Below are 24543 nucleotides of genomic sequence, written 5' to 3'. Positions count from 1 at the left end.
ACAAGTTAGCAACGCAGGCGGCCGTCCGGGGAGCCGCCGGGCGGTGACCTTCCTCACCCGTGGGCGGCCCCGCCGTGATCCCGGGGCGAGAGGCGGGGCCCGCGGCTGCGGTACGCCCCGGGAGGCATGCCCTCCCACCGGGTGAAGGCACGGACCAGGGCCGTCGCACCGCTCAGGCCGACGAGGGGCGCGATCCGGTCCAGCGGCAGGGCCGTGGTCTCCAGCAGCCGGCGGGCCCGGCCGTGGCGGGCCGTGTCGAGGAGCGTGCGCCACGACGTGCCCTCCGCCTGAAGGGCCCTGCGCAGGGTGCGGACGCCGAGGCCGAGCTCCTTGGCGGCGCCCGCCGGGCCCGCGTCCCCGAGCGCGGCGTACTCCAGCCACTGCCGCAGCCGTTCGGCCACGGCCGGGGGCGCGGACAACTGGTGCAGGAGCCGGTCGGCGTAGGCCCGGTGCAGGGCGTTGAGGGCCGGGTCGTGGAGCGGTCGGCGCCGGTCGAGGTCCTCGTGGGCGACCGTGATCACGTTCTCCGGGGCGTCGAACACGACCGGACAGCCGAGGACGCGGGCGTACGGCTCCGCCGAGCCCGCACGCGGGTGTGCGAACGACACGGACAGCGGCGCCCAGCCGTCGCCGGCGATCCAGCGACCCGCCCGCACCATGCTGCTGACGACCGCCTCGACCTGCTGGGGGTGCATGGCCGCCGGGTCGACGGTCGGCCGGTAGCGGACCCGGCCGGCATCCCCCCGGCGGTCCACGCTCACCCTGCCCGCCTGGCTCACCAGCGGGTGGTAGCGCTCCGCCGCCAGCGCGGCCTCCGCGAGGCTGGCGCTCGTGAGGACGAGGTGGCCCAGGATGTGCAGGCCCGTGGGCCGGATGCGGTCGCCCACGAGGAGCCCGGTGTGCGGGCCGGCCCCCCGGGCGCCGAGGACCTCGTCCCACAGGACGCGCATCTCGGCGTACCGCAGCCGGTCCGCGGGCAGGGCCCGGTAACCGGAACCGCCGGTCCCCTCCGCCGCGGCGCTCAGTACGGCGAGGGCGTAGCACGAGGTGACGGTGGGAGGCTCGGTGAGGGACACGGCCGCCAGTCAATGCCGGAGCACGGGCCGCGTCAACACCGTCTCCTCTCAACGCGGTCGGCCGTCGGCGGGACGGCCTGCGCCGGGGTGGCCCGCGGCGGGGTGGCCCGCGGCGGGGTGGCCCGCGGCGGGGTGGCCCGCGGCCGGGTGGCCCGTGGCCGGGTGGCCCGTGGGCCCGGAGAGTCAACGGGTTGGCCGCCGGGGTGAATGACGCGGCCCCGGGGCGCTCCTAAGGTCTCCTTCGGACACCGAGGGGATCCGGGCCCGGAGCGCCGGGGCAGCTGCGGGACCCAGGTCGCGATCACCACCGCCAGAGGAGTACGCCGTGATTCTCTTCCTGCTCCCCGCAGGCGACTACGACCCGACCGAGGCGGCGGTGCCCTGGGCCGCGTTGCGCGACGCCGGATACGAGGTGCGGTTCGCGACCCCCGCCGGGAAGGTCGCGTACGCCGACCCCAGGCTCACCGACCTCGGGTTCTCCTGGCTGTCGCCCTGGCTGATGACCCGCCGCGCCGAACTCGCCGCCTACCGGCGCCTCACCGAGGACCCCTGGTTCCTCGCCCCGTCCGCCTACGCGGACGTCGAACCGGCCGCCGTCACGGGCCTCTTCGTACCCGGCGGCCACGCCGCGGGGATGCGGACGCTGCTCGAGGACGCCACCGCCCAGCGGTTGTTCGCCCGGGTCTTCACCCGGGGGCTGCCGGTCGGCGCCGTCTGCCACGGTGTGCTGCTCGCCGCCCGGGCCACCGATCCCGCCACCGGGCGCTCGGTCCTCCACGGCAGGCGCACCACGGCCCTCACCTCCCTGCTGGAGCTGACCGGATGGAACCTCACCCGGCTCTGGCTGGGCCGCTACTACCGCACGTACCGCACCACCGTGCAGCGGGAGGTCACCGCGGCGCTCGCCGACCCGGGCCACTTCCTCACCGGCCCGCCGCTGCCCCTGCGCGACACCGCGGCCCGGCCCGGACGCGGCTTCACCGTCACGGACGGCAACTACGTCTCGGCGCGGTGGCCCGGCGACTGCCACCGGCTCGCCGCGGACTACCTGGCCCTGGTCCGCGCCCACGAGGCGGCCGAATTGTCATGAACGCTTCTTGAAGGGGTTCGGGATGAATCGACGAAGAGTCTTCGGGCGACGCCGGTACCTGTTGTCCGGGCTGGTCCTCGCGATGGTCACCCTGGTGCTCGGCCCCACGGCCGGCGGCGCGTCGGCGGGCCCGCAGTGGTGGGAGCCCGTGGCGCGCCCGGTCCCGGACTCCCAAGTGGGCGTCACGGGGGAGCCGTTCACCGGGACCGACGCCCAGGGCCGGGTCCGCGGTTGGGTGGACGCGCACGTCCACCTGATGTCCGACGAGGGCTTCGGGGGGCGACTGGTCTGCGGAAAGGCCTTCTCCCAGGCGGGCGTGGCGGACGCCCTCAAGGACTGCCCCGAGCACTACCCGAACGGCGTCCTCGCCCTCTTCGACATGATCACCAAGGGCGGTGACGGCCGGCACGACCCGACCGGCTGGCCGACGTTCCGCGACTGGCCGGCCCACGACTCCTCCACCCACCAGCAGACCTACTACGCCTGGATCGAGCGGGCGTGGCGGGGCGGCCAGCGCGTCCTGGTGAACGACATGGTCACCAACGGAGTCATCTGCTCGCTGTACTTCTTCAAGGACCGCGGCTGCGACGAGATGACCGCGATCAGGCTCCAGATCCGCAAGACGTACGAACTCCAGGACTACGTCGACGCCATGTACGGCGGCGCCGGAAAGGGCTGGTTCCGCGTCGTCACCGAGCCCGACCAGGCCCGCAAGGTCATCCAGGAGGGCAAGCTCGCCGTCGTCCTCGGCGTGGAGACCTCCGAACCGTTCGGCTGCAAGCAGGTGCTGGACGGCGCCCGCTGCACCATGGCCGACATCGACCGGGGCCTCGACGAACTGCACCGGCTCGGCGTGCGCAGCATGTTCCTGTGCCACAAGTTCGACAACGCCCTGTGCGGCGTCCGGTTCGACACCGGCACCACGGGCATGGCCGTCAACGTCGGCCAGTTCCTGTCCACCGGCACCTTCTGGAGCACGGAACCCTGCACCGGCCCCGAGCACGACAATCCGATCGGCTTCGGACTGGCCGCGGGCCTGTCGGCCGAGGAACCCGGCACCTCGCCCGCCGAGGCCGAAGCCAGGATCCGGGCCGCGCTGCCCGAAGGCGTCGAACTGCCTCGGTACGGCAACTCCCTGCAAGCCGCGCAGTGCAACCGGCGGGGTCTGACCGCGCTCGGCGAGTACGCGGTGCTGGGCATGACGAAACGCAACATGATGCTGGAACTCGACCACATGAGCGTCAAGGCGGCGAACCAGGCGCTGCGCGTGCTCGAAGCCGATCAGTACGCGGGCGTCCTGTCCACCCACGGCTGGATGGACGACAACTGGACGGAACGCGTCTACCGCCTGGGCGGCCTCGTCACCGGCCACATGTACGAGGCGACCGCCTTCACCGCCGAGGCGCGCAGGCACGCGGACCTGCGGGCGAAGTACGGCGCCGGGTACGGGATCGGCACCGACATGAACGGCTTCGCCTGGCTCCCCGGCCCCCGGGCCGAGGCCGGAAACCCCGTCCGCTACCCCTTCCGCAGCCCGGACGGCGGCTCCGTCCTCGACCGGCAGGTCACCGGCTCCCGCGTGTGGGACGTCAACACCGACGGCGGAGGCACCCACTACGGACTCGTACCGGACTGGATCGAGGACATCCGGGTCACCGGCGGCCAGGACGTGGTCGACGAACTCATGCGGGGCGCCGAGGGCTACCTGCGCACCTGGGAGCGCAGCAGCGGCCACACCACCCCCTACGCGCCGCTGGTCCGCGGCTACCGCCCCCACGCCGGACACCTGGCCTCCACCCGCTCCCTGCCCGCCGGATTCACCCACGAGGGGGTCTGGAAGGTGCTGCGGGACCCCGCGCCCGGCACCGTCCGGCTCTACGAGTGCAAGGTGGCCGAGCACTCGCTGCTGACCCCCGACCCGGGCTGCGAGGGCCAACAGCCCCTCGGCGCCGTCGGATACGTGTACACCCGACAGGTGCCGGGCTCCGTGCCCCTCTACCGGTGCTCCATCCCGTCGGTGTTCGACCACTTCGTCTCCGGCCGTGCCGACTGCGAAGGTCCGTACACGAGGGAGGGCCTGCTCGGCTACGCCATGCCGGTGGCCGCGTCGTAGCGCCGAACGGAAGGGGTGCCCCCGGCACGTGCGGCCCGGGGGCACCCCTCGCGTCGATCAGCCTCGCGGAACGAGCCGGGCGGCCAGGCGGGTCAGCAGGGACCGGCGGTGGTCCGGATCGGTCGCGAGGGCCAGCGCCGTCCAGGCCATGGCCAGCCCTCCGTCGAGCACCGCGCGGTCGGCCTGGGCCGTGACCCCGTACCGGGTGAACTCGGGGTTGTGCATGATCGCTTCGCCGCAGTCGTAGCCGATCATCGGGTGGATGGTGGGCACGAGGTGCGAGACGTTGCCCATGTCCGTGGAGCCGCCCCGCAGGGTCGGGTCCAGGTCCTGGACCCGACGGCCCAGGTCCCGGGCGGCCGTGAGGTAGCTGCGGCCCATCGCGAAGTCCTGGCGCAGGTCCGCGTAGTCGTTCCCGACGGTCTCCAGGGCGAGTTCGGCGCCCGTGGCCAGGGCCCCGGCCTCGAAGCAGGCCCGGATCCGGGCCTGGAGCTCGGCGAGCTCCTCACTGGTGACGGCCCGGCAGTCGTAGTCGGCCGTGGTCCGTGCGGGGATCACGTTCGCGGCCTCCCCGCCCCCGGTGACCACCCCCGAGACCACGGCGCCGGGCCGCATCTGCTGCCGGTACGCGGCGATGGCCACCTGGGCGATCATCATGGCGTCGGCGGCGTTGATCCCGCGCTCGGGCATCGCCGCCGCGTGCGCGGCCCGCCCCGTGTAGCCGACCTTCCAGCTGCTGATGGCGAGCGAGCTCATGCCCACCGAGTCGGAGGGCGCGGCGTGCACCATCATGGCGGCGGCCACGTCGTCGAAGGCGCCTTCGCGCAGCATGTCCACCTTGCCGCCGCCGGACTCCTCGGCCGGTGTGCCGAGCAGTTTGACGGTGATGCCCAGCTCGTCGGCGAGCGGGGCCAGCGCCAGCGCGGCGGCCACGGAGGCGGCCCCGTTGACGTTGTGGCCGCAGGCGTGGCCGATGCCGGGCAGCGCGTCGTACTCGGCGCAGATGCCGATGACGAGCTCGCCGCTGCCGGCCCTGGCGCCGAACGCGGTCGGCAGCCCGTACGCGCCCCGGGTGACCTCGAAACCGGCCCCCTCGACGAGGTCCGCGATGCGGCGGGCCGCGCGGTGCTCCTCGTAGGCGAGTTCGGGATCGGCGTGCAGCGCGTGGCTGAGGCCGATGACCGCGTCCTGGTGGGAGGTCAGGACGGCCCGGGCACGTTCGCGCAGGTCGGTGGTGCTCATCGGCCCACCCGCCCGGTGCCCGCGGCGCCCGCGGCGCGCGGCCTGCGGTAGACCAGGGCGATGGCGGCGCCGGCCACCGAGACCAGGGCGCACACCGTCCAGGTGACGGTGTAGGCGCTCAGCTCGGGCAGCGGCCGCCCGGCCGGGGTGCGGGAGGCGAAGACCGTCAGCACGGCGGCCGCGCCGATGGAACCGCCGACGTTGATCAGGAGCTCGTTGATGCCGGAGCCCACCGAGGTGCGGTCGTGGGGTACGGATTCCACGGCGAGCGTACGGGTGGAGTGCTGGAGGAAGCCCGTGCCCAGACCCGCCACGGCGGTGCCCGCCAGGAAGAGGGCCAGGTCGCCGTGGAAGGACAGCGACAGCACGTACCCGGCGGCCATCAGCAGAGAGCCGGTGACGAGCGTGAGCCGGTCGGTGACCGCGGCGGCCACGGCCGGCGCGATCAGCGCCCCGAGGGCGAGGGCCAGCAGGTTGGGCAGCATGCCGACGGCGATCGCGAACGGGCCGAGGCCCAGTCCGTAGCCGTACGTCGCGGGGTCGGTGCCCATGAACACCGCGTTGGCGACCTGGAGCCCGATCATGCAGAAGGTGAAGGTCAGGGTCACCAGCGAGACCACGACGACACCCCGGCGGCGGAACATCGTCACGTCGATCATCGGCTGCGGGGTGCGCAGCTCCACCCGCACCCAGACCGCGGTGACGAGCGCGCCGCCGACGAGACAGCCCAGGGTCCGCACGGAGGTCCACTCCCAGCCGGGCGTGCCGCCGAGGCCGAGGCCGAGCATCACGGCGGTGAGGCCGACGCAGAGCAGGACGCCGCCCGCCCAGTCGATCCGGCCGCCCGGCCGGTGGTCCGACTCCGGCAGCAGCGGCCAGGTGACGGCGAGGGCCAGGCCGGTGGCGACGGCGGGCACCCACAGGGCCGCGGTCGGACTGTCGACGGCACCGGCCACGAAACCGCTGGCCACGAGCCCGAGGGCGAGTCCCGCGACGAGCGCGGCGACCATCACGCTGATACCGCGCCGGCTCTCGGCGTCGCCACCCCGGCTGCGGCCCCGCAGGATGCCGACGAGCAGCGGGAAGAAGCCGGCGAACGCGCCCTGGAGGATCTGGCCGCACAACAGGGTGGCGAAGTCGCGGCTGAGGCCGACGAGGACCGAGCCGAGCAGGACGATCAGCAGGTTCCAGCGCAGCACGCGGCGGTGGCCGTAGAGGTCGCCCATCCGGGACAGGACCGGGGTGAAGGCGACGCTGGCCAGCAGGTTCGCGATGCTGATCCAGTTCAGGTCGGCCGCCGTCACGCCCAGCGTGTCGGTGAGATCGCGCAGCAGGGGCGAGAGGAAGCCCTGGGTGATCCCGCTGGTGAGCTCCACGAGCATGACGGAGGCGATGACGGCGCCCGCGGGGGTCGCGCGGAGTCCGCAGGAGGCCCCGGCGGGGGAGTGCGAGGGTCTGGCGTCCGTGTCCGTCATACGTATCACCTGTTCGGGGAACGGGCCGTGCGGCCGAGGCAGGGGGAGGGCGGTCCGCCTGCGGGGCGGATTCCGCACCACAATGTCCGGTGCGGGCCGTGCCCCGGGCAAGAGTGGGGCGGATAATCGGGTGAACGCGGCACTCACCCCCTGGTCGACGGCGGATTCCGGCACACCGGCGGCCGTGCGGACGCGGATCGGACAGCCGTCGACGGGGCCGGGCGGACTGTCGTAGCGTCCGCCGGTTGGGAGGCCCTCGATGAACACCGGTACCCCGGGCGCGGCGCAGCGCCCGCCCCACCCCGCCGACCTGCCCGAGCTCGACGCCGTCGACCACGCGGTGCTGCGCGCCCTGCACCGCGATCCGCGCGCCGCCTTCGCCGACGTGGCCGAGGCGGCCGGGGTGCACGAGCGGACGGTCGCCCGCCGCCTGGAGCGGATGACCGCCACGGGCCACGTCCGCTTCACCGCGGCCCTCATCCCCGAGTACCAGGGCGAGGGGATCACAGCGGAGCTGGCCGTCCGCTGCGCCCCCGGCAGGGTCCACGAGACGGCGCTGGCCATCGCCCGCCGGCCCGAAACCCGCTCCGTGGAAGTGGCCACCGGCGCCCTGGAGGTGTTCGCCGAACTCAACGCGCCCGGCCACGACGCCCTGCTGACCCTCGTGGACTCGGTGATCGGCCGGCTGGACGGGGTCGTGGACATCCACTCCAGCGTGGTCCTGCGGCTGCTGCTCACGGCCAGCGACTGGGCGCCGTACGACGAGGAGCCCACCGGGGTGCGGCGGCTGGTCATGGCGGGGCGGGAGGTGCCCGCGCCGCTCGCGGTCGACGACCTCGACCGGCGACTGGTCGCGCTGCTGGGTGCGGACGCCCGGATGTCGACCACCCGGCTCGCCCGCGAGCTGCGGGTGAGCGAGACCACCGCCCGCCGGCGCCTCGCCCGCCTGATGACCTCGCACATCCTGCACCTGCGGCTGCACGCCGATCCGGCGGTGCTCGGCTATCCGGTGGAGGCCCGGTTCCGCGTCGGGGTGGCGCAGAGCGGCCTCGACGCGGCGGTACGGCAGTTGGCCCACGAGCCCGCGGTACGGCACCTGGTGGTCACCACGGGGGCCGCCGGACTCCTCGGTTACTCGAGCCACCGCGACCTGGCGGACCTGCACGCCTTCACGGCCCGGGTCTTCCCCCGGCTCGGCGCCGGCACCCAGGTGGAGACGGCCCTGCTGATGCGCACGTACAAACGGGCCGGGGTCGCCGAACCGGCGGCCGGCGGCCCGATGTGACCCGCTCCCCGCTCACGGCCGCGCGTCACCCCGCGCGGGGCCGGGCCCGCTCAGGTCGGATTCGGTCAGGGGCTCCAGCTCGCCGTGGGTGTCCAGCCAGTAGAGGAAGAAGACGGCCGGCGCGACGAGCAGCAGGGAGACGAGGCTGACCACCGTCAGCCAGACCAGCGTCTGCGGATCCCCCGCGGCGTCCGCCACGGACAGCGAGGTGGGGATGAGGTAGGGGCGCTGCGCCAGCCCCCAGGCGAGGACGGCCGCGACCACGGTGCCGACGGCGCCGAATCGCGCCAGGTGCGTCCGCCGCCGCACCACGGACAACGCCGTCGCGGCGAAGCACACCAGGGACACGATCGCGAGGGCGAGCCCCGCGCCGTGCGTCAGCCCGTGCCAGACGTGGGGGGAGTCGCCCCGGGTCACCACGAGCACCCACACCGCCGTCAGGGCCGCCGCGACGAGGGCGACCAGGGAACGGAGCCGGAAGTAGCCGACCAGGTCGGGCGCGTCGAAGCGGGCGGCGTCGGCGGTCAGGAACACGGCACCGAGGAGCGCGGTCGCGGCGATGGTGAGCACCCCGAAGGCGAGCGACGCGTGGTTGGCCCACGCGTCCGCGGAGGCCTCGACGCCGGGCGCGATCCGGCCGGTGGCGATGGCGCCGACCGCAGCCCCGAGGAAGAACGGCGTGAGCAGGGAGGCGACGGCGAAGGCGGCGCCGTAGAGGCGTCGCCGAGCCAGCCGACGCGCGGGTTTGCGCAGGGCGAATCCGGCGCCGCGCAGGACCATGCCCAGGGCGGCCAGCGCCAGGGGGGCCCACAGCGCGGTGAACACGGTCTGGAACATGACGGGGAACCCGGTCCACATCAGGACCAGGACGAAGACCAGCCAGACGTTGTTGACCTCCCACACGGGTGCCATGGCGTGGTCGATCAGCCACCGCGGGCGCTTGCCGCGCTCGGTCCCGCCGGCCGTCAGGTCCCAGAAACCCGCCCCGTAGTCGATGCCGCCGCCGCAGGCGTACGCGGCCACCGCGAGCAGCAGCACGAGCGCGACGAAACCGGCCATCACCCACCACCTCCCACGGGCGGGCGCGGACCGTAGGGGGTGACCGCCTCCGGCTCCTCCACCGCCGGCCCGTCGGCGCGTCCGCCCGTCCGTCCGTCGGCCAGGCGCCGGCCGTCGCGCATCTTCAGCAGGATCCCGAGGAACACCCCGAAGACGCAGACGTACACCACGACCACCAGCCCGAACATGATCCACAGGGTGGTGGACCTGGTCGGGGTGACGGCCTCCGCGACGCGCATGTTCTGGTAGACGATCCAGGGCTGGCGCCCCACCTCGGTGGTGATCCAGCCGCACTCGACGGCGAGGACGGAGGCGACGCCGGCGCAGGCCGCGCCGCGGTAGAACCACGTGGAGCCGGGCAGCCGCCGGTGGCGCAGCCAGACGAAGCCGTAGCAGACGGCGAGCAGCAGGAGCAGGCTGCCGATCCCGACCATGGTGTCGAAGGCCCAGTGCGCGATCGTGGCCTGGGTCGCGTTCGGCCGGTCGCTCGCCGGGACGGAGCTCAGCCCGGTCACCTGCGTGTTCGGAGTGAACCCGGCCAGGATGGAGTCGAGTTGGGGGATCCTGATGCCGCCGGAGACGGTCCCGTCCGAGTGGAGCCGGCCGTAGAGGTACTCCGGTACGTGGGTGTCGGTGTCCCAGACGAGCTCCGTCGCCGCGAACTTCACGGGCTGCTTGTGGAACACCTGCCGGGCGATCGAGTCCCCCAGGACGAACTGCACCGGCGTGGCCACCGCGGCGAGCGTGAAGGGGACCGCGAAGCCGAGCCGGTGGTAGTGGTCCCGGTGCCCGCGCAGCCACCCGACGGCGTAGACGCCCGCCACCACGTAGCCCGCCGTCACCAGCATCGCCACGACGAAATGCCAGTACTGGGGCCCGAACATCGGGGTGAAGATCGCCTTCCAGACGTCCACGTCGACCGGGTTGCCGGCCGAGTCGAGCGTGAACCCCTGGGGGGTGTTCATCCACGAGTTGGCGGCCAGGATGCCGAAGGCCCCCAGCAGCGCGATGGCCGGCAGGGGCAGCCCGAGCAGGAAGTGGGTGCGCGGCTCCAGCCTGCGCCAGCCGTACAGGTAGATGGCGATCAGCACCGCTTCGAGGAAGAACGCCCAGGCCTCGACGCCGAAGCCGATGCCGAAGACATCACCCCACCGGCCCATCAGTCCGGGCCACAGCAGCCCGAACTCGAAGGACAGCACGGTGCCGGTGACGACGCCGATCGCGAACTGCACGGCCATCACGGCCGACCAGCGCCGGGCCAACAGCAGGGCCGTCGGGTCGTTCCGGCGCAGGCCGCGGTAGTGCATGACGAGGGTGATGAGCGGCAGCGCCACTCCCATCGGCACCAGGATGATGTGGGAGGCGAGGGTGAACGCCATGAGTTCCCTGGCCGGGAGCAACTGGGCGGGGCTGTCCGCCGCCAGCAGGTGGACCGTGGTGTGCATGCGTTCCTTTGCCGCTCGGGATCACGGGCCGGAGGGAGCCGAGCCGCGCGGGCCGCGCCGCGCGGCCGAGGTGCGGGGATCGGCCGCCGCACTCAACCGCCGGTGGCGAAGCCGGGAAAGAGGGTCATGCCGCCGTCCACGTAGAGCGTGGTGCCGACGACGTAGTCCATGAGGTCGGAGGCGAGGCCCACGGCCGCGTGGGCGATGTCCTCGGGGTCGCCGATCCGGTCGTACGGGATCAGCTTGAGCAGGTCCTCCCGGGCCTCCTCGGTCTCCCACGCGCTCCGGTTGATCGGCGTCCTGATGGCGCCCGGGGCGATCGCGTTCACGCGGATCCTCTTGGGCGCGAGCTCCTGGGCCAGGGTCTCCATCAGCATCTGCACGCCGCCCTTGGAGGAGGCGTAGTTCACGTGCCCCGCCCACGGGATGATCTGGTGCACGGAGCTCATGCAGATGATCTTCCCGGCCGCGTGGGACACCTCCGGGACCACGCCGCGCCGCAGGAACTCCTTCGTCGCCTCCCGCGCGCAGAGGAACTGGCCCGTGAGGTTGACGTCGATCACCTTCTGCCACTGGGCGAGCGTCATCTCCTCGAACGGGGCGTCACGCTGCAGGCCGGCGTTGGCGACCAGGATGTCGATCGTGCCGAACTCCCGGACCATCCGGTCCATCATGGCCACGACCTGGTCCTCCTGGGACACGTCCGCCTCGTACGCGGCGGCGCGGACGCCGAACGAGGTGATCTCCTCGACCACCTTCTCGGCTTCCTCCGCACCGGACACGTAGTTCACCACCACGTCGGCCCCGGCCCGGCCCAGGCCGATGGCGGTGGCCTTGCCGATCCCGCTGTTGGCGCCGGTGACCAGTGCCTTTTGACCCTTGAGCAGGTGGGCGGGGATCACTCCCCGCGGTCCGCTCCGGTGGGAACTCAACGTAGACCGCCTCCTCGAATGCCCGGCCCGGGCCGCCGGACAGCGGCGCGGCAGCGTCCGAACGCCACCCAAGCACCGCCTCCGCGGACCCGCGCCCCGGGCGAGGCGGGCTTGGGCCACGCGGCCGAGCAGCGCCGCCCGGTCGGAGGACAGGCAGGGCCGGCGTCAGCCCAGCCGCTCCAGCAGGTGGTCGCCGACCCGCAGGGCGTTCGCCATCGCCGTGAGCGACGGATTGACCGCTCCGATGCTCGGGAAGAAGCTCGTGTCGACCACGTACAGGTTGTCGAGGTCGTGCGCCTTGCAGTTCACGTCCAGGGCGGAGGTGGCCGGGTCGTCGCCGAACCGCACGGTGCCGGCCTGATGCGCCGTGGCGCCGATCGGCATGCCCTTGTGGAGGTAGATGCTCCGCGTCAGGAGACGGTGCTCGTGCATCCCCAGGTGGCTGAGCATGCCCTGGAGCTTGTGCCGCAGGCGGGTCAGCCCCTCGATGTTGTTCTTCTCGTCCAGCACGAGACGGATGGTGCCGTCACCGTCGACCGTGACCCGGTTGTCGGGGAGGGGAAGGTCCTCGCCGCACAGCCAGAAGTCGACCGCGTGGTGCGCCATGACCTCGAAGGGCATGTCGGGGCTCACGGCCCCCGCCCAGCGCGGCGCCTCGCCGTGGATCTGGTCGGCGTCCGACTTGCCGAGCATCTGGATGCCGCCCAGCGGGTAGTCCCAGTCGTCGGCGCCGAGGTACCAGTCGTGCAGGGCCAGCGTCTTCTGGAACTTCGTGTCGTTGGGCTCCTTCGAAAGGGCCATCAGCGCCAGGTTGTTGTGCCGCATGTAGTGCCGGCCGACCACGCCCGAGCTGTTCGCCAGCCCGTGCGGGTGACGGTCGCCCGCCGAAGCCAGGAGCAGCACCGCCGAGTTGACCGCACCGCAGGCCACGACCACGATGTCCGCCGTGTAGGGGGTCTCGGCACCGTCCTCGCCCCGGGTCACCACCCTGCTGACGGTGCGTCCGGTCGGGTCGGTCTCCAGCCGGACCACCCGCGCGTTGGTGACCAACTCGACGTTGGGGTGCGTCAGGGCCGGCTCCACACAGATCACCTGGGCGTCCGACTTGCCGCGCACCAGGCACGGGAAGCCGTCCACGCGGTCACAGCGGATGCAGACGCTGGAACCGCTCGCCCGCCCCTGCCCGTCCTGCACCAGGTTCACGCCGATGGGCAGGTGGAAGGGGTGCAGCCCGCGCTTCTCCAGGTCATCGCTCAACTGCTGGATGCGCGGCTCGTGTTCGACCGGGGGATGGGCGTACTGGGCGCTGCACGGCCCCTCCCACGGGTCCTCCCCGTGACGGCCGTGGACCAGGTAGAGGTGCTCCGCCTGCGTGTAGTACGGCTCCAGGTCCTCGTACCGGATCGGCCAGGCGGGGGAGACCCCGTCGTGGTGGCGGAGCTCCCCGAAGTCCTCGGGCCGCAGCCGGAAGAGGGCGGCGCCGTAGAACTTCGTGTTCCCGCCGACGTAGTAGTTGACCTCGGGCGGGAACTCGTCGCCGTGCTTGTCCAACCAGAACTCCGGGGCACGGTACTTGCCCTTCACGAACACGGCGGTGGAATCCCAGTTGTCCCGCTCGCGCGGGAGGTAGTCGCCGCGTTCGAGGATGAGCACCCGTTTCCCGGACGGGGCGAGCCGGTGGGCGAGCGTACCGCCCCCGGCGCCCGAACCGATGACGACGACGTCGTAGTGCGGGGAGTCGCCCACGGCGACCACCGTCCTTGCGCTCGTGGGCCCGCCCTGTCACCGGCCCTCTCGCTGCGCGCTGCCGGGACACGGCAGCCACCCCCACCTCTTCGAACCTAACCCCCCACCGGGGGAACGGCGACCGGACGCGGAACCGGCGCCCCGCCGTCAGAGGACCGCGATCGGATTCACGGGCGAACCGGTGCCCGACGGCAGCCTGAGCGGCGCCACCACGGACAGGAAGGACCACCGGCCCGCTTCCGCGCAGGCCGGCGCCAGCTCCTCGAACTGCAGGTAGTCCATCAGGTGCACCCCCATGGCGTGCACCGCCAGCACGTGCACCGGAAAATCCACCCCGACCACCGCACTGGGGGCGGTGTCGTTGTTGCCGTCCGAACCCAGTGCGGAGATCTGCCGCTCGGCCAGGAACCGTACGGCCGTGGGATGGAGACCGGCCCGGGCCCGCGCGGCGTCCCACGGCCCGAGCTCCCGGCGCCGCGGCCGATGTCCCACCCGTACGAACAGCACGTCACCCGGCCCGGCCCGCACCCCCTGGGCCGCCTCGGCCGCGGTCAGGTCGGCGGCGGTCACGTGCTCCCCGGGCTCCAGCCACGGAACGCCCCGCAGCCGCGGCACGTCCAGGAGCACACCGCGGCCGACGATGCCGTCCCGGACGACCTCGACGGAGAGCGCGCCGGCGCCCTCGGAGGTGACGCTGTCGGCCGGCACGCCGTTGTAGAGCGTCCCGTCGAACAGCACGTGGCACAGCGCGTCGAGATGACTGTCCGCGTCCCCGTGCACGTTCATCGCGAACCGGTCGAGCGCGAAGTGCAGCCCGTCGCCGCCCGCCGCACCGGTCCGGCCCTCGGCGGGCTCGATCATCCGGTGCCGCGCGGGGTCGGGATCGTCGGGGCCGGCCTCGGTCTCGATGGGCGCGGCGAGGGACACCGTACGTCCGGAACGGACCTCGGCGGCGGCGGCCACGACCCGCTCGGGCGTCAGGTGCCGCAGCGCACCTCGCCGGTCGTCGGGTGCGCGCCGGTCGAACCCGCGCACCTCCTCGTACAGCGCGCGGAACGCCCCACCGGTCATCCGCCCCGGCGCCGACGGCCCGGACTGCGCCGTCACCAGGACCCCCACGGGGACAGACCCCACCGCAGGACGTGGCTCTCGCCCGGCCGCAGGACCGCGAGCGCCGTGCCGCTGCGGAAGGCGTCCGCCGGGCAGGACATCGGCTCGACCGCGACACCGCGCCGGCGCCGCCCGGGCTCCGACAGCGTGTCCCCGGTGTACACCTGCACGTACTCGACGCCCTGAAGGAGCCGTACGTCGACGCCGCGGTCCCCCGAAGGGTGCGCCAGCCGCACCGCGCAGTCGCCGGCGGAGTCCCGGTCGAGCCCCGTGAACGCGGTGTCCAGGTGCTGCCCGCCGATGGGCCGGGCCGTCCGGAAGTCGTACGCCGAGCCCTCGACCGGCTCCTCGCCGACCGGCACGCCGTGCTCGTCGGCGTCGAGCCGGAGCAGGGCCGGGACGGTCAGCAGCGCGTCGTCCACCAGGTCCGTGCCCACGGTGAGGTACGGGTGCTGTCCCACCCCGTAGGGCGCGGCGGTGTCCCCCGGGTTGGTGGCGGTGACGGTGGTCTCCAGCCCGTCCGGGCCCAGCCGGTACTCGGCGGTGACCTGCAGCCGGAACGGGTAGCCGGGCTGCGGGAAAAGGGTGGTGCCCACCGTGACCGCGTCCTGCTCGCGCGCCAGCAGCCGCCACGGGACCCACCTCAGCAGGCCGTGGATCGCATTGCCGTTCTCCGGCTCGGTCAGCGGCAACCGCAGCTCCCCGCCGCCGAACCGGTAGCGGCCGCCGGCCACCCGGTTCGGCCACGGTACGAGGAGCTGCCCGCGGCCACCGGTGATCGGCTCGTCGGCGGCGAATCCGTCCAGGACCGGCCGCCCGCCCACCGCGTACTCGCGCAGGGCGCCGCCCAGCTCGACGACCACCGCGGCCTGCTCGCCGCGGCGCAGCGGCCATTGTTCTCCCGATGCCGTGGGGGGCATGCGCGGCTCCTCGGTGTGCGACGGAGGTACGGCGGAGGGCCCAGGGAGGGCTCAGGCGGGACCGGCCGCGCCCGCCGCGCCGGGGCCGGGGGGCGGGGGAGGGCCGGCCTGCGGCTGCGCGGGGGCTCCGGGGGTCCGCTGCGCGGAGCGGCGCATCAGCAGCTGGCTGGTCACGAAGGACACGACGGCCGCCAGGACGATCACCGGGGTCATGGCGGCGCTGTCGAGCACCAGGACGACGAGCACGATGCTGCTGACGGGCAGCCGCAGGGCGCTGACGGTCGCGGCCGCCATCCCCGCGGCCATGGCCGGTACGACCCCCAGACCCGGCAGCGGCGAGAGCAGCACGCCCGCCGCGCCGCCCAGGAACAGCGAGGGGAACACGGGGCCGCCGCGCAGGCTGCCGAGGCACAGGGCGTAGGCGGCGCCGGCGCACAGCAGCACGGCGATCAGGTCCCCGACGCTCCAGCTGTGCGGATCGGCGGCCAGCCGGCCCAGCGTGGCCTGGCCGGAGGAGGCCACGTCGGCGGGCGTCCGGCCGGTGGCGAGCGCGTACACGGCACCGCAGACACCCGCCGCCAGGGCGCACGACGTGGTGTGGAGGACGGTGCGCTTCGCGACGAACCGCGCGGTCAGCTGCCCGCCCCGCATGATCAGATGGATGGCGGCGCCGATGGCCACGGCCATCAGGACCGCCCAGATCACGTCCCCGGCGTCGAGGCGTGCGGCGGGCACGCCGACCTTCATGGAAAGGCTGGGCGCGTCGAGACCGGTCCAGCGGCCGAAGCCGGTGAAGACGAGTGCGCCCACGCCGCTCGACAGCAGCGCGGGCAGCATGACCGCGAACAGTTGGGGCCCGCCGACCCCGGCCACTTCGATGAGCAGCACCGCGGCGACCAACGGACTCCCGAAGATCACCGCGATCGCCGAAGCCGCTCCCGCCGCGCCCAGCAGGGCCGCGCTCTGGGGGTTCGCGGGGATCCGCGCCAGATCCCTGAACAGGAGGGCCAGGCCGCCACCGAGGGCGATCAACGGGGCCTCGGGGCCGAGGGTGGCACCGAGGGGGAGGCTGAGCACGGCGGCGAGCACCACGCCGGGCAGGGCTCTGGGGGAGGCGCCGCCGGTGTGCAGTCCCCCGGCGGGGATGTGGCCGCCCCCGCCGGGCATTCGGGTGACCACGAGCCCGACGGTCACACCGGCAACGAGCAGCAGTGGCAACGGCCACCACCACGGTGGGACGTTCCAGCCCAGGGACTCCGGCAAGCCGGCCCACATCAGCTTCTCCAGCTCGTGGAGCCCGACCAGGAACCAGAACGCCACCAGGGACACCGGGATGCCGATGAGGGCGCAGAACACGAGGGTCTTCAAATAGCCCGGACTGCGCAGCAGTTCACCCAGCAGGTTCGCCTCTTCGGGCTGTTTCGCTTCGGAAGGCCCAGTCTTGGTTCCGGACAACCGCAACCACTCCTCACGAGCAACGGCACACGGCGGGGGGCAGCCCGCCAGGCCATTCCAACATCAGGTCGTGGAGTTCGCATGTCAGGAGGTGTCAGGAGGTGTCGGGACGTGGCGGAACAGGTCAGGCGGGCTGCCACAGCTCGACGCGGTTGCCCTCGGGATCGGTGACCCATCCGAACCGGCCGACGCCCTCCATGTCCTGGGTCTCCGCGTCCACGTCCGCGCCCTTGGCACGCAGCTGCGCGAGCATCGCGTCCAGGTCGCGGACCCGGAAGGCGAGCATGGTCCGCTGGGAGCGGGCCCCGAAGTAGTCGGTTCCGGACTCGAACGTCGCGAACACCGTCGGCCCGGCTTCCTGACGCCACAGGCCGTGCTCGTCGGCGTCCAGGCCCAGGCAGTCCCGGTACCAGGCGGCCAGGGTCGCCGGGTCGCCCGCCCGCATGAAGTACCCGCCGATTCCCAGAACGCGTTCCATGGCCGCCATCCTGCCAGGAACGCGCGACGGCCCGCCCGCGCGAGATCGCGCGGGCGGGCCGTCGTCACCCAGGGGGTGGAGGAGGCGTGCCGGGCCGGACGACCGTGCCCGGCCCGTGTCACCTCACACGCTGTTGGCGACCGGAGTCTGCGGCACCACGGAGGGAACCGCGTTCGAAACCGCCCACTGCCGGTCCTGTTCGAAGGTCCGGAGCAGGTCCGCCGCGACGCTGACCGCGATCACGGCGGGTTCCTTGCCGGTGATCTCGGTGAGACCGATCGGGGTCTTGATCCGATCGATGGTGGCCGCGTCGTGGCCGCCCTCGTTGGCCAGGCGCTGCCGGAACCGCGCCCATTTGGCCGAGGATCCGATCAGGCCGACCGAGCCGAGACCGTCGGTCCGCAGAGCGGCGTCGCACAGCGCGGCGTCCTCCGCGTGATCATGCGTCATGATCAGGACGTGCGTGCCGGGCGGCAGCTCCGAGAGCACCTCCTCGGGAAGCAGCAGCGTGTGGTGCACGTTGACTTCCGCCACCGCGTCCGACAGCACGCCGAGCCGTTCGTCGGAGAGCATCTCGGGACGGGTGTCGATCAAGTGCAGATCGAGGTTGTGGCGGGCCAGGATACGGGCCAGCTCCAACCCCACATGCCCCACGCCGAAGATCGCCACCGCTTCGACCACCGGGAGCGGCTCCACGAGCACGCTCACGGCTCCACCGCAGCACTGGACGCCGTGCCGGCTGGTGACCTTGTCGTTGAGGGCGAACTCCATGAGTTCCGCTTCCGGATCGGGGGTGCCGATCAGTTCGCGGGCCCGGTCGATGGCAACGGCCTCGATGTTGCCGCCGCCGATCGAACCCCAGGTCTCGGTCCGGCCCACGACGAGCTTGGCACCGGCCTTGCGGGGCGCGTGGCCGCGCACGGTCGCGACGGTCACGAGCGCACCGGGTTCCCGGTTCGCCCGCAACCGCGCGACCGCGGCTACCCACGTCATGTCAGGCATTGCTCAAGGCGGCCGTGTCAGCGGAGACCTCGCTGACGTCCAGCTTCGCGTCGGCCGCGCGCGCGTTCTGGATCGCCCAGAACACCGCCTCGGGCGTCGCGGGGGCACCGAGCTCCAGGCTGAGACCGCTCGGCCCGAACGCCGCGGCGGCCTGCCGCAGTGCCTCGCGGACCGAGAACGCCAGCATCAGCGGGGGCTCGCCGACCGCCTTGGAGCCGTAGACCGCACCCTCTTCGGAGGCGTTCTGCAGCAGCGAGACGTTGAACTCCTCGGGCATCTCCGAGAAGCTCGGCAGCTTGTACGTGCTCGCCGCCTGCGTCAGCAGACGACCGCGGTTCGGACCCTCGGTGGTGTCCCACCGCATGTCCTCCAGCGTCAGCCAGCCCGCGCCCTGGACGAAGCCGCCCTCGACCTGACCGATGTCGATCAGCGGGGAGAGGCTGTCGCCCACGTCGTGGATGATGTCCACGCGACGGAGCTTGTACTTGCCGGTGAAGCCGTCCACCTCGACCTCGGCCGCCGCGGCGCCGTAGGAGAAGTACTTGAACGGGGAGCCCCGGAACGTCTGCGCGTTCCAGTGCAGACCCTCGGTGCGGTAGAAACCGGCCGCCGAGAGCTGGACCCGCTGGAAGTACGCGGTGTGGACCAGGTCGTCCCAGGCCAGTTCCTTGTCGCTGCCGAGGACGCGGGCGACACCGTCGACGATGCGCACGTCCGAGGCGTTCCCGCCCAGCTGGCCCGCGGCCACCTGCTGCAGCCGCGCGCGCAGCTGCTCACAGGCGTTCTTGATCGCCCCACCGTTGAGGTCCGCGCCGGAGCTGGCCGCGGTGGCGGAGGTGTTGGGCACCTTGTCGGTACGCGTCGGGGCGAGGCGCACCTTGTGCAGCGGGATGCCCAGCGAGGTCGCGGCCACCTGCATCATCTTGGTGTGCAGGCCCTGGCCCATCTCGGTGCCGCCGTGCGTGATCAGGACGGAACCGTCCTTGTAGATCAGCACGAGAGCGCCGCCCTGGTTGAAGGCGGTGAGGTTGAACGAGATGCCGAACTTGATGTTCGTGATCGCGAGCGCCCGCTTGGTGTGCGGGTGCGCGGCATTGAACGCCGCGATCTCGCGCTTGCGGTCGGCGATGCCGGCGTTCTGCTGGATCTGGTCCCAGATGAGGGAGATCCGCTCGGCCTGCGTGACCGGCTGGCCGTACGGCGTCGTCTGACCCAGGTTCGGCTGGTAGAAGTTGCGCTCGCGCAGCTCCATGGGGTCCAGGCCGAGCTGGGGCGCGACGCGGCCGAGGATGTCCTCCATCACCAGCATGCCCTGGGGGCCGCCGAAGCCGCGGAAGGCGGTGTTGGAGACCTTGTTGGTCTTGGCGATGCGACCGGCGACACGCGCGTTGGGGATCCAGTACGTGTTGTCGATGTGGCACAGCGCGCGAGCCGTGACGGGCTCGGACAGGTCCAGGCTCCAGCCGCCGTCGGAGGTCAGCGTGGCGTCCAGGGCCTGGATGCGGCCCTGGGCGTCGAAGCCGATCTTCCACTTGGCGTGGAAGCCGTGGCGCTTGCCGGACATGGTCAGGTCCTGGGTGCGGTTGAGCCGCAGGCGGACCGGACGGCCGGTGAGCTTGGCGCCGAGCGCGGCGATGGCCGCGAACCCGTGCGGCTGCATCTCCTTGCCACCGAAGCCGCCACCCATGCGCAGGCACTGCACAGTCACTTCGTGGCTGTGGATGCCGAGCACGTGCGCGACGATTTCCTGCGTCTCCGAGGGGTGCTGCGTGCTGCTCTGGATGAACAGCTGCCCGTTCTCGTCGATCAGGGCGAGCGCCGCGTGCGTCTCGAGGTAGAAGTGCTCCTGGTCCTGGAACTGGAACTCGCCCTCGAAGACGTGGGCGGACTCCTCGAAGCCGGCGTCGATGTCGCCGGTGACCATCAGGGGACGGGCGCCGTGGAAGGCCTCCGCCGCGATGGCCTCCTTGACCGTCATGATCGACGGCAGCTCTTCGAGCTCCACCTCGACGGCGGCGGCACCGAGGCGCGCGGCCTCCAGGGTCTCGCCGAGCACCCAGGCCACCGAGTGGCCGTAGTACTGGACCTCGTCCGGGAAGAGCGGCTCGTCGTGCTTCATGCCGGCGTCGTTGACACCGGGCACGTCGGCGATGGTGAGCACGCGGACCACACCGGGCACCGCGAGGGCGGCCTCGGTGCGCAGCGCCGTGACCTTGGCGCGGGCCTTCATGACCTGGACCGGGTAGGCGTGCAGGACGTCCTTGGTGCGGTACACGAGGTCGTCCGTGTAGAGCGCGGCACCGGTGACGTGCAGGGTCGCGCTCTCGTGCGGCATGGATACGCCGACTACGGGCTTCTCGGGGATCTCGGACAGATGGCTCATGACGACACCGCCTCAGGGGTCTCTGCGAACAGCTTCAACAGGCTCTGGCCGAGCATCGCGGAGCGGTATTCGGCGCTGGCGCGGTGGTCGTTCATCGGGGTGCCTTCGGCCTGCAGCAGCTGGGCCGCGGCCTCCACGGTCTCGGACGTCCACGGCTTGCCCTCGAGGGCGGCCTCGGTGGTGAGAGCGCGGATCGGGGTGGCCGCCACGCCGCCGAGGCCGATGCGGGCCTTGGTGACGATGCCGTCCTGGATCTCGAGCGCGAAACCGACGGCCACGCTGGAGATGTCGTCGAAGCGGCGCTTGGCGATCTTGTGGAAGGCCGTGACGGGCGACAGCGGGAGCGGGATGCGCACCGCGCGGATCAGCTCGTCGGGACGGCGCACGGTCTGGCGGTAACCGGTGAAGTACTCGGCCAGCGGGACCACGCGCTCGCCGTCGGCGTCGGCGAGGACCAGCGACGCCTCCAGGGCGAGGAGGACCGGCGGGCTGTCACCGATCGGGGAGCCGGTACCGAGGTTGCCGCCGAGGGTGCCGCTGTTGCGGATGAGGCGGGAAGCGAACTGCGGGAACAGCTCGGCCAGCAGCGGGACGCTGCCGTCGAGGCGGCGCTCGATCTCGGTGAGCGTGACCGCCGCGCCGATCTCGAGGTAGTCGTCCTCGAACTTCAGCTCGCGCAGCTCGGGCAGGCGGTCGATCGCGACCACGAGGTCGTCCCGGCGGGAGCGGATGTTGATCTCGACGCCGTAGTCGGTGCTGCCGGCGACGAGGACCGCCTTCGGCTGCTCGCGGAGCAGCTGCGTCACCTCGGCCAGGGAGGCAGGGCGCACGAAGGTGCGGCCGTCCTGGGTGTACTCGGTGACGGCGGGCGCGGGAGCGGGCTGCTCGCGGCGCTGGGCCAGCGGGTCGTCCTCGGTGGGCTCACCGACGGCGTACGCGGCGTCGCGGATCGGGCGGTAACCCGTACAGCGACACAGGTTTCCGCTCAGCGAGTGCAGGTCGAAGCCGTTCGGGCCGTGCTCGGCGTCGCCCTCGGCGTGCGAGTCCTCGCCCGGAGCGCACGTCTGGGCGCAGCGGCCCGGACGGTAGTACTCGGAGGCCATGCTGCAGATGAAGCCCGGGGTGCAGTAACCGCACTGCGAGCCACCGCGGACGGCCATCTCCTGCTGCACCGGGTGCAGCGTGGGGGCCTCGCCGGCCTCGCCGGGGGTGGCGAGACCCTCGGAGGTGATGACCTCCTGGCCGTCGAGTGCCGCAGCCGGGACCAGGCACGCGTTGACCGCGACCCAGTCGGTGGGCTTGTCCACTCCGGGACGGGCGACCAGGATGGAACAGGCGCCGCATTCACCCTCGGCGCATCCCTCCTTGGTACCGGTCAGGCCGCGCTCGCGCAGGAAATCGAGCACCGTGGTGTGGGGTGCGGAAGGGGAAAGGGGTGTTTCTTTCCCGTTTACCGTGATGCGCGCCTCTACCATGGCACGTCCTCATTTCGGGGCGCGGTCGATCGGACTACCCTAGTCGCCATTTTAGGAGCTTTCTTTTTCGTTGGCGCAGCTCTGGAACCGGGAGAGCGCCAAATCGGCGCGCAGCACGCGCCGCAGGTGGTGACAGAGATGGAAAACGTCCCGGGGCCCTGGAACGGGCACGCCGGACAGCGGCTGCTAAGCGCCGTGTGCTACTCGACCCGGAGCCCAGGCGATCTGGTGAGCGAGACGAAGAAGTTCGGAGATGGTCGACATCCGGCTTCGCCTCCTTCCAGCAGCTCACGAGTAGGTACGTCACGAGTAGGTACGGTCGAAAGTACGTGCAGGCGGGTCCATCGGTCAAGCCGCTGTCGGTTGATTCCCTGAAGACAAACGGCCCTGTGCCGTGCGTTTTTGTACGACCGACCAACCCGATTAGTCGCGTTCCGTCGATTCGCTGACTTGCGTCTGGCGACGGATACCGGATTCTCCGGTTCCGCGTCCTCGCCCCCGGGCCTCGCCGAAGGTTCCCTGGTGCCTGCTCGACCCGCTTGACCAGGTGTTTTGTCGCGCTGGGGGGAGGCGGGGGCCACCGGTGACCGCCGTGTCGACGCCGCGGGGCTTGCGCGGTGGGCGAGCGCGGCGCAAGAGGCGGATTCAGGCCACCCGAGAGCGCCCTCTGTAAGAAGTGGAGCAATGGACATCCCCGGGACACCTCCCGGTGGCCCCGCGGGTCCCGTGACGTGCCGGCCGCCGCACCCGCCCGGGCGGGGGAGGGGCGCTCTCCTCCTCCCTTCGGGGCGGTGGGCGAGGAGTGGCGGCGGCAGGGCCGGGCGGGGCAGGCTGTAGGCATGAGAGCGCCCCCGCGCTCGCCCCCGGAACCGGGAGCCGGCGGCCACCAGATCCTCTTCGCCTTCGCGGAGTGCGTGCCCTTCGCGATCGCGTTGGTGGTGCTCGTCATCGAGCTCACGCCCCTCCACTTCGTCTACACGGGCCCCCTGCTCGTCGCGACGCCCGCGCTGGCCGCCGTGACGATGGGCCCGATGGGCACCCTCGCGGCGGCCGGGGTGGCGCTGGTGGTCAGCATCATCACCGTCACCCACAACCAGGCCTGGGGCGGCCAGCAGGTCTACACGAACCTGGTCGCGCTGTCCCTGGTGACGGTGGCGAGCTTCATGACGAGCAGTGCCGTGCGCACGCGTCGGGAGAACGAGCTCAACCAGGTCCGCCGGATCGCGGAGGCCGCACAGGAGGTCCTGCTCAGACCCGTACCGGACAGGCTGGGGCCCGTACGGGCGGCCAGCATGTACCTGGCGGCCGAGACGGGCGCCCAGATCGGCGGCGACCTCTACGACGCGGTGCAGACCCGGTACGGGGTCCGGCTGATCGTCGGGGACGTACGGGGCAAGGGGCTGCCCGCCGTACGGGCCGCCGCCGTCGTGCTCGGCGCGTTCCGGGAGTCCGTGCACTACGAGGACGACCTGGTCGAGGTCGTCGACCACTGCGGCGCGGCCCTGCGGCGGGACGCCGCCCTGGCGGGAGCGGGCGTCGGTGCGGCGGTGGCGGACGACGAGGAAGCGCTTCTGGAGGGGTTCGTCACCGCGATCGTGGCCCAGATCCCGGACGGGCCCGTCATCGAGGTGGTCAACCGGGGCCATCCGGCCCCGCTGCTGCTGAGCGACGGCAAGGTCCGGCCCCTGGTGCCCACGACCTCCCTGCCGCCGCTCGGCCTGGAGGAGTTCATCACCGGCCCGCCCGGACGGACGGAGGGCTATCCGTTCGAGCCGGGGGACCGGTTGTTGCTGCACACCGACGGTGTCCTCGAAGCCCGTGACGGCTCCGACAAGTTCTTCGACCTGCCCGTGGCCCTGGCCTCGATGCGCGACCACACCAGGCCCGAGTTCCTGGAGGGCCTGCGCCAGGCGCTGATCAGGCACACGCAGGGCGCTCTGGCGGACGACGTGGCGGTCGTGGTCGTCGACAGGATCGACCCCGATCGGCTCCGGGACGACACGGCCCCGCAGTCCCGGTGGTGACCGGGCCGGGTCGCCCCTTTTGAGCCCAAACGCGGCCGGTTTTCATGGTGTTGTCGGCGGCCGACCGGTCGGGATCCCGTCGGGAACTCGGTGGAAGCAGTGCGTCCGCAACCCTTGACGGGTCTCCGGAGCCCTCACATACTGGCGGCCAAATCGATTTGGCCAAATCGATTTGGCCCCTGCCGGGAGCCGGATCGTGGCCGAAACCGGAGCGAGCCGAACGGAGCTCGAAC

18 protein-coding genes are annotated in these 24543 nt (G+C 72.4%); 4 read left to right on the top strand and 14 right to left on the bottom strand.

What is annotated here, in order from left to right; genetic code table 11:
- Positions 1-53: 53 nt before the first annotated feature.
- Positions 54-1076 carry an AraC family transcriptional regulator ligand-binding domain-containing protein gene (locus ACFYZL_RS27110; RefSeq protein ID WP_388682523.1) on the bottom strand — a complete coding sequence of 341 codons (1023 nt, stop codon included), beginning with the start codon at positions 1074-1076 and terminating at the stop codon, positions 54-56.
- A gap of 325 nt (positions 1077-1401) precedes the next feature.
- On the opposite strand from ACFYZL_RS27110, the gene ACFYZL_RS27105 reads away from it, so the two are divergent.
- Positions 1402-2166 carry a type 1 glutamine amidotransferase domain-containing protein gene (locus ACFYZL_RS27105; protein WP_388682521.1) on the top strand — a complete coding sequence of 255 codons (765 nt, stop codon included), beginning with the start codon at positions 1402-1404 and terminating at the stop codon, positions 2164-2166.
- A gap of 22 nt (positions 2167-2188) precedes the next feature.
- Positions 2189-4279, top strand: a complete 2091-nt coding sequence (locus ACFYZL_RS27100) for a hypothetical protein (protein WP_388682518.1) — start codon at positions 2189-2191, stop codon at positions 4277-4279.
- A 57-nt stretch (positions 4280-4336) separates the two neighbouring features.
- Here the strand turns inward: ACFYZL_RS27100 and ACFYZL_RS27095 are convergent, their stop codons facing one another.
- Positions 4337-5521 carry an amidohydrolase gene (locus ACFYZL_RS27095; protein ID WP_384752024.1) on the bottom strand — a complete coding sequence of 395 codons (1185 nt, stop codon included), beginning with the start codon at positions 5519-5521 and terminating at the stop codon, positions 4337-4339.
- On the bottom strand, positions 5518-6996 hold the full coding sequence (locus ACFYZL_RS27090) for an MFS transporter (RefSeq protein WP_388682516.1): 1479 nt from the start codon (positions 6994-6996) through the stop codon (positions 5518-5520). Before ACFYZL_RS27090 ends, ACFYZL_RS27095 begins: the two co-directional genes overlap by 4 nt.
- Positions 6997-7255: 259 nt before the next feature.
- On the opposite strand from ACFYZL_RS27090, the gene ACFYZL_RS27085 reads away from it, so the two are divergent.
- Positions 7256-8281, top strand: coding sequence for an Lrp/AsnC family transcriptional regulator (locus tag ACFYZL_RS27085; protein ID WP_384752020.1), 1026 nt, complete (start codon positions 7256-7258; stop codon positions 8279-8281).
- A gap of 12 nt (positions 8282-8293) precedes the next feature.
- On the opposite strand, the gene ACFYZL_RS27080 is transcribed toward ACFYZL_RS27085, so the two are convergent.
- The 11 genes from ACFYZL_RS27080 to ACFYZL_RS27030 form a co-directional block, all read right to left on the bottom strand.
- Positions 8294-9340 carry a cytochrome d ubiquinol oxidase subunit II gene (locus tag ACFYZL_RS27080; RefSeq protein WP_384752017.1) on the bottom strand — a complete coding sequence of 349 codons (1047 nt, stop codon included), beginning with the start codon at positions 9338-9340 and terminating at the stop codon, positions 8294-8296.
- Positions 9340-10785, bottom strand: coding sequence for a cytochrome ubiquinol oxidase subunit I (locus ACFYZL_RS27075; protein ID WP_388682513.1), 1446 nt, complete (start codon positions 10783-10785; stop codon positions 9340-9342). The genes ACFYZL_RS27080 and ACFYZL_RS27075 overlap by 1 nt, the downstream gene beginning before the upstream one ends.
- 92 nt (positions 10786-10877) lie before the next feature.
- Positions 10878-11717, bottom strand: a complete 840-nt coding sequence (locus ACFYZL_RS27070; protein ID WP_384752011.1) for an SDR family oxidoreductase — start codon at positions 11715-11717, stop codon at positions 10878-10880.
- 165 nt (positions 11718-11882) lie between these two features.
- Complete coding sequence (locus ACFYZL_RS27065; protein ID WP_388682510.1) at positions 11883-13463, bottom strand: GMC oxidoreductase; 1581 nt, start codon at positions 13461-13463, stop codon at positions 11883-11885.
- Between the two features lie 147 nt (positions 13464-13610).
- Complete coding sequence (locus tag ACFYZL_RS27060) at positions 13611-14534, bottom strand: cyclase family protein (RefSeq protein WP_388682580.1); 924 nt, start codon at positions 14532-14534, stop codon at positions 13611-13613.
- A 32-nt stretch (positions 14535-14566) separates the two neighbouring features.
- On the bottom strand, positions 14567-15493 hold the full coding sequence (locus ACFYZL_RS27055; RefSeq protein WP_388682508.1) for an aldose 1-epimerase family protein: 927 nt from the start codon (positions 15491-15493) through the stop codon (positions 14567-14569).
- Positions 15494-15544: 51 nt separating this feature from the next.
- The gene (locus tag ACFYZL_RS27050) at positions 15545-16954 is read right to left on the bottom strand and encodes a chloride channel protein (protein ID WP_388682506.1); all 1410 of its coding nucleotides are present in this window, start codon (positions 16952-16954) and stop codon (positions 15545-15547) included.
- 118 nt (positions 16955-17072) lie between these two features.
- Entirely contained in the window at positions 17073-17426 is a 354-nt protein-coding gene (locus tag ACFYZL_RS27045; RefSeq protein ID WP_384752045.1) for a VOC family protein, read from the bottom strand.
- Positions 17427-17549: 123 nt separating this feature from the next.
- Positions 17550-18419 (bottom strand): xanthine dehydrogenase accessory protein XdhC, encoded by an 870-nt coding sequence (gene xdhC, locus ACFYZL_RS27040; RefSeq protein WP_388682502.1) that lies wholly within the window; start codon positions 18417-18419, stop codon positions 17550-17552.
- Between the two features lies 1 nt (position 18420).
- Entirely contained in the window at positions 18421-20811 is a 2391-nt protein-coding gene (xdhB, locus tag ACFYZL_RS27035; RefSeq protein ID WP_384749319.1) for a xanthine dehydrogenase molybdopterin binding subunit, read from the bottom strand.
- Positions 20808-22286: a xanthine dehydrogenase small subunit gene (locus tag ACFYZL_RS27030; RefSeq protein ID WP_384749322.1), complete on the bottom strand. Its 1479-nt coding sequence runs from the start codon at positions 22284-22286 to the stop codon at positions 20808-20810. Before ACFYZL_RS27030 ends, xdhB begins: the two co-directional genes overlap by 4 nt.
- A gap of 839 nt (positions 22287-23125) precedes the next feature.
- On the opposite strand from ACFYZL_RS27030, the gene ACFYZL_RS27025 reads away from it, so the two are divergent.
- Positions 23126-24310 carry a PP2C family protein-serine/threonine phosphatase gene (locus ACFYZL_RS27025; RefSeq protein WP_384749326.1) on the top strand — a complete coding sequence of 395 codons (1185 nt, stop codon included), beginning with the start codon at positions 23126-23128 and terminating at the stop codon, positions 24308-24310.
- The last annotated feature ends 233 nt before the right edge of the window (positions 24311-24543 follow it).

This window comes from Streptomyces sp. NPDC001717 (assembly GCF_042892775.1).
Taxonomy (GTDB): domain Bacteria; phylum Actinomycetota; class Actinomycetes; order Streptomycetales; family Streptomycetaceae; genus Streptomyces.
This window is presented reverse-complemented; position numbering and strand designations above follow the sequence as displayed.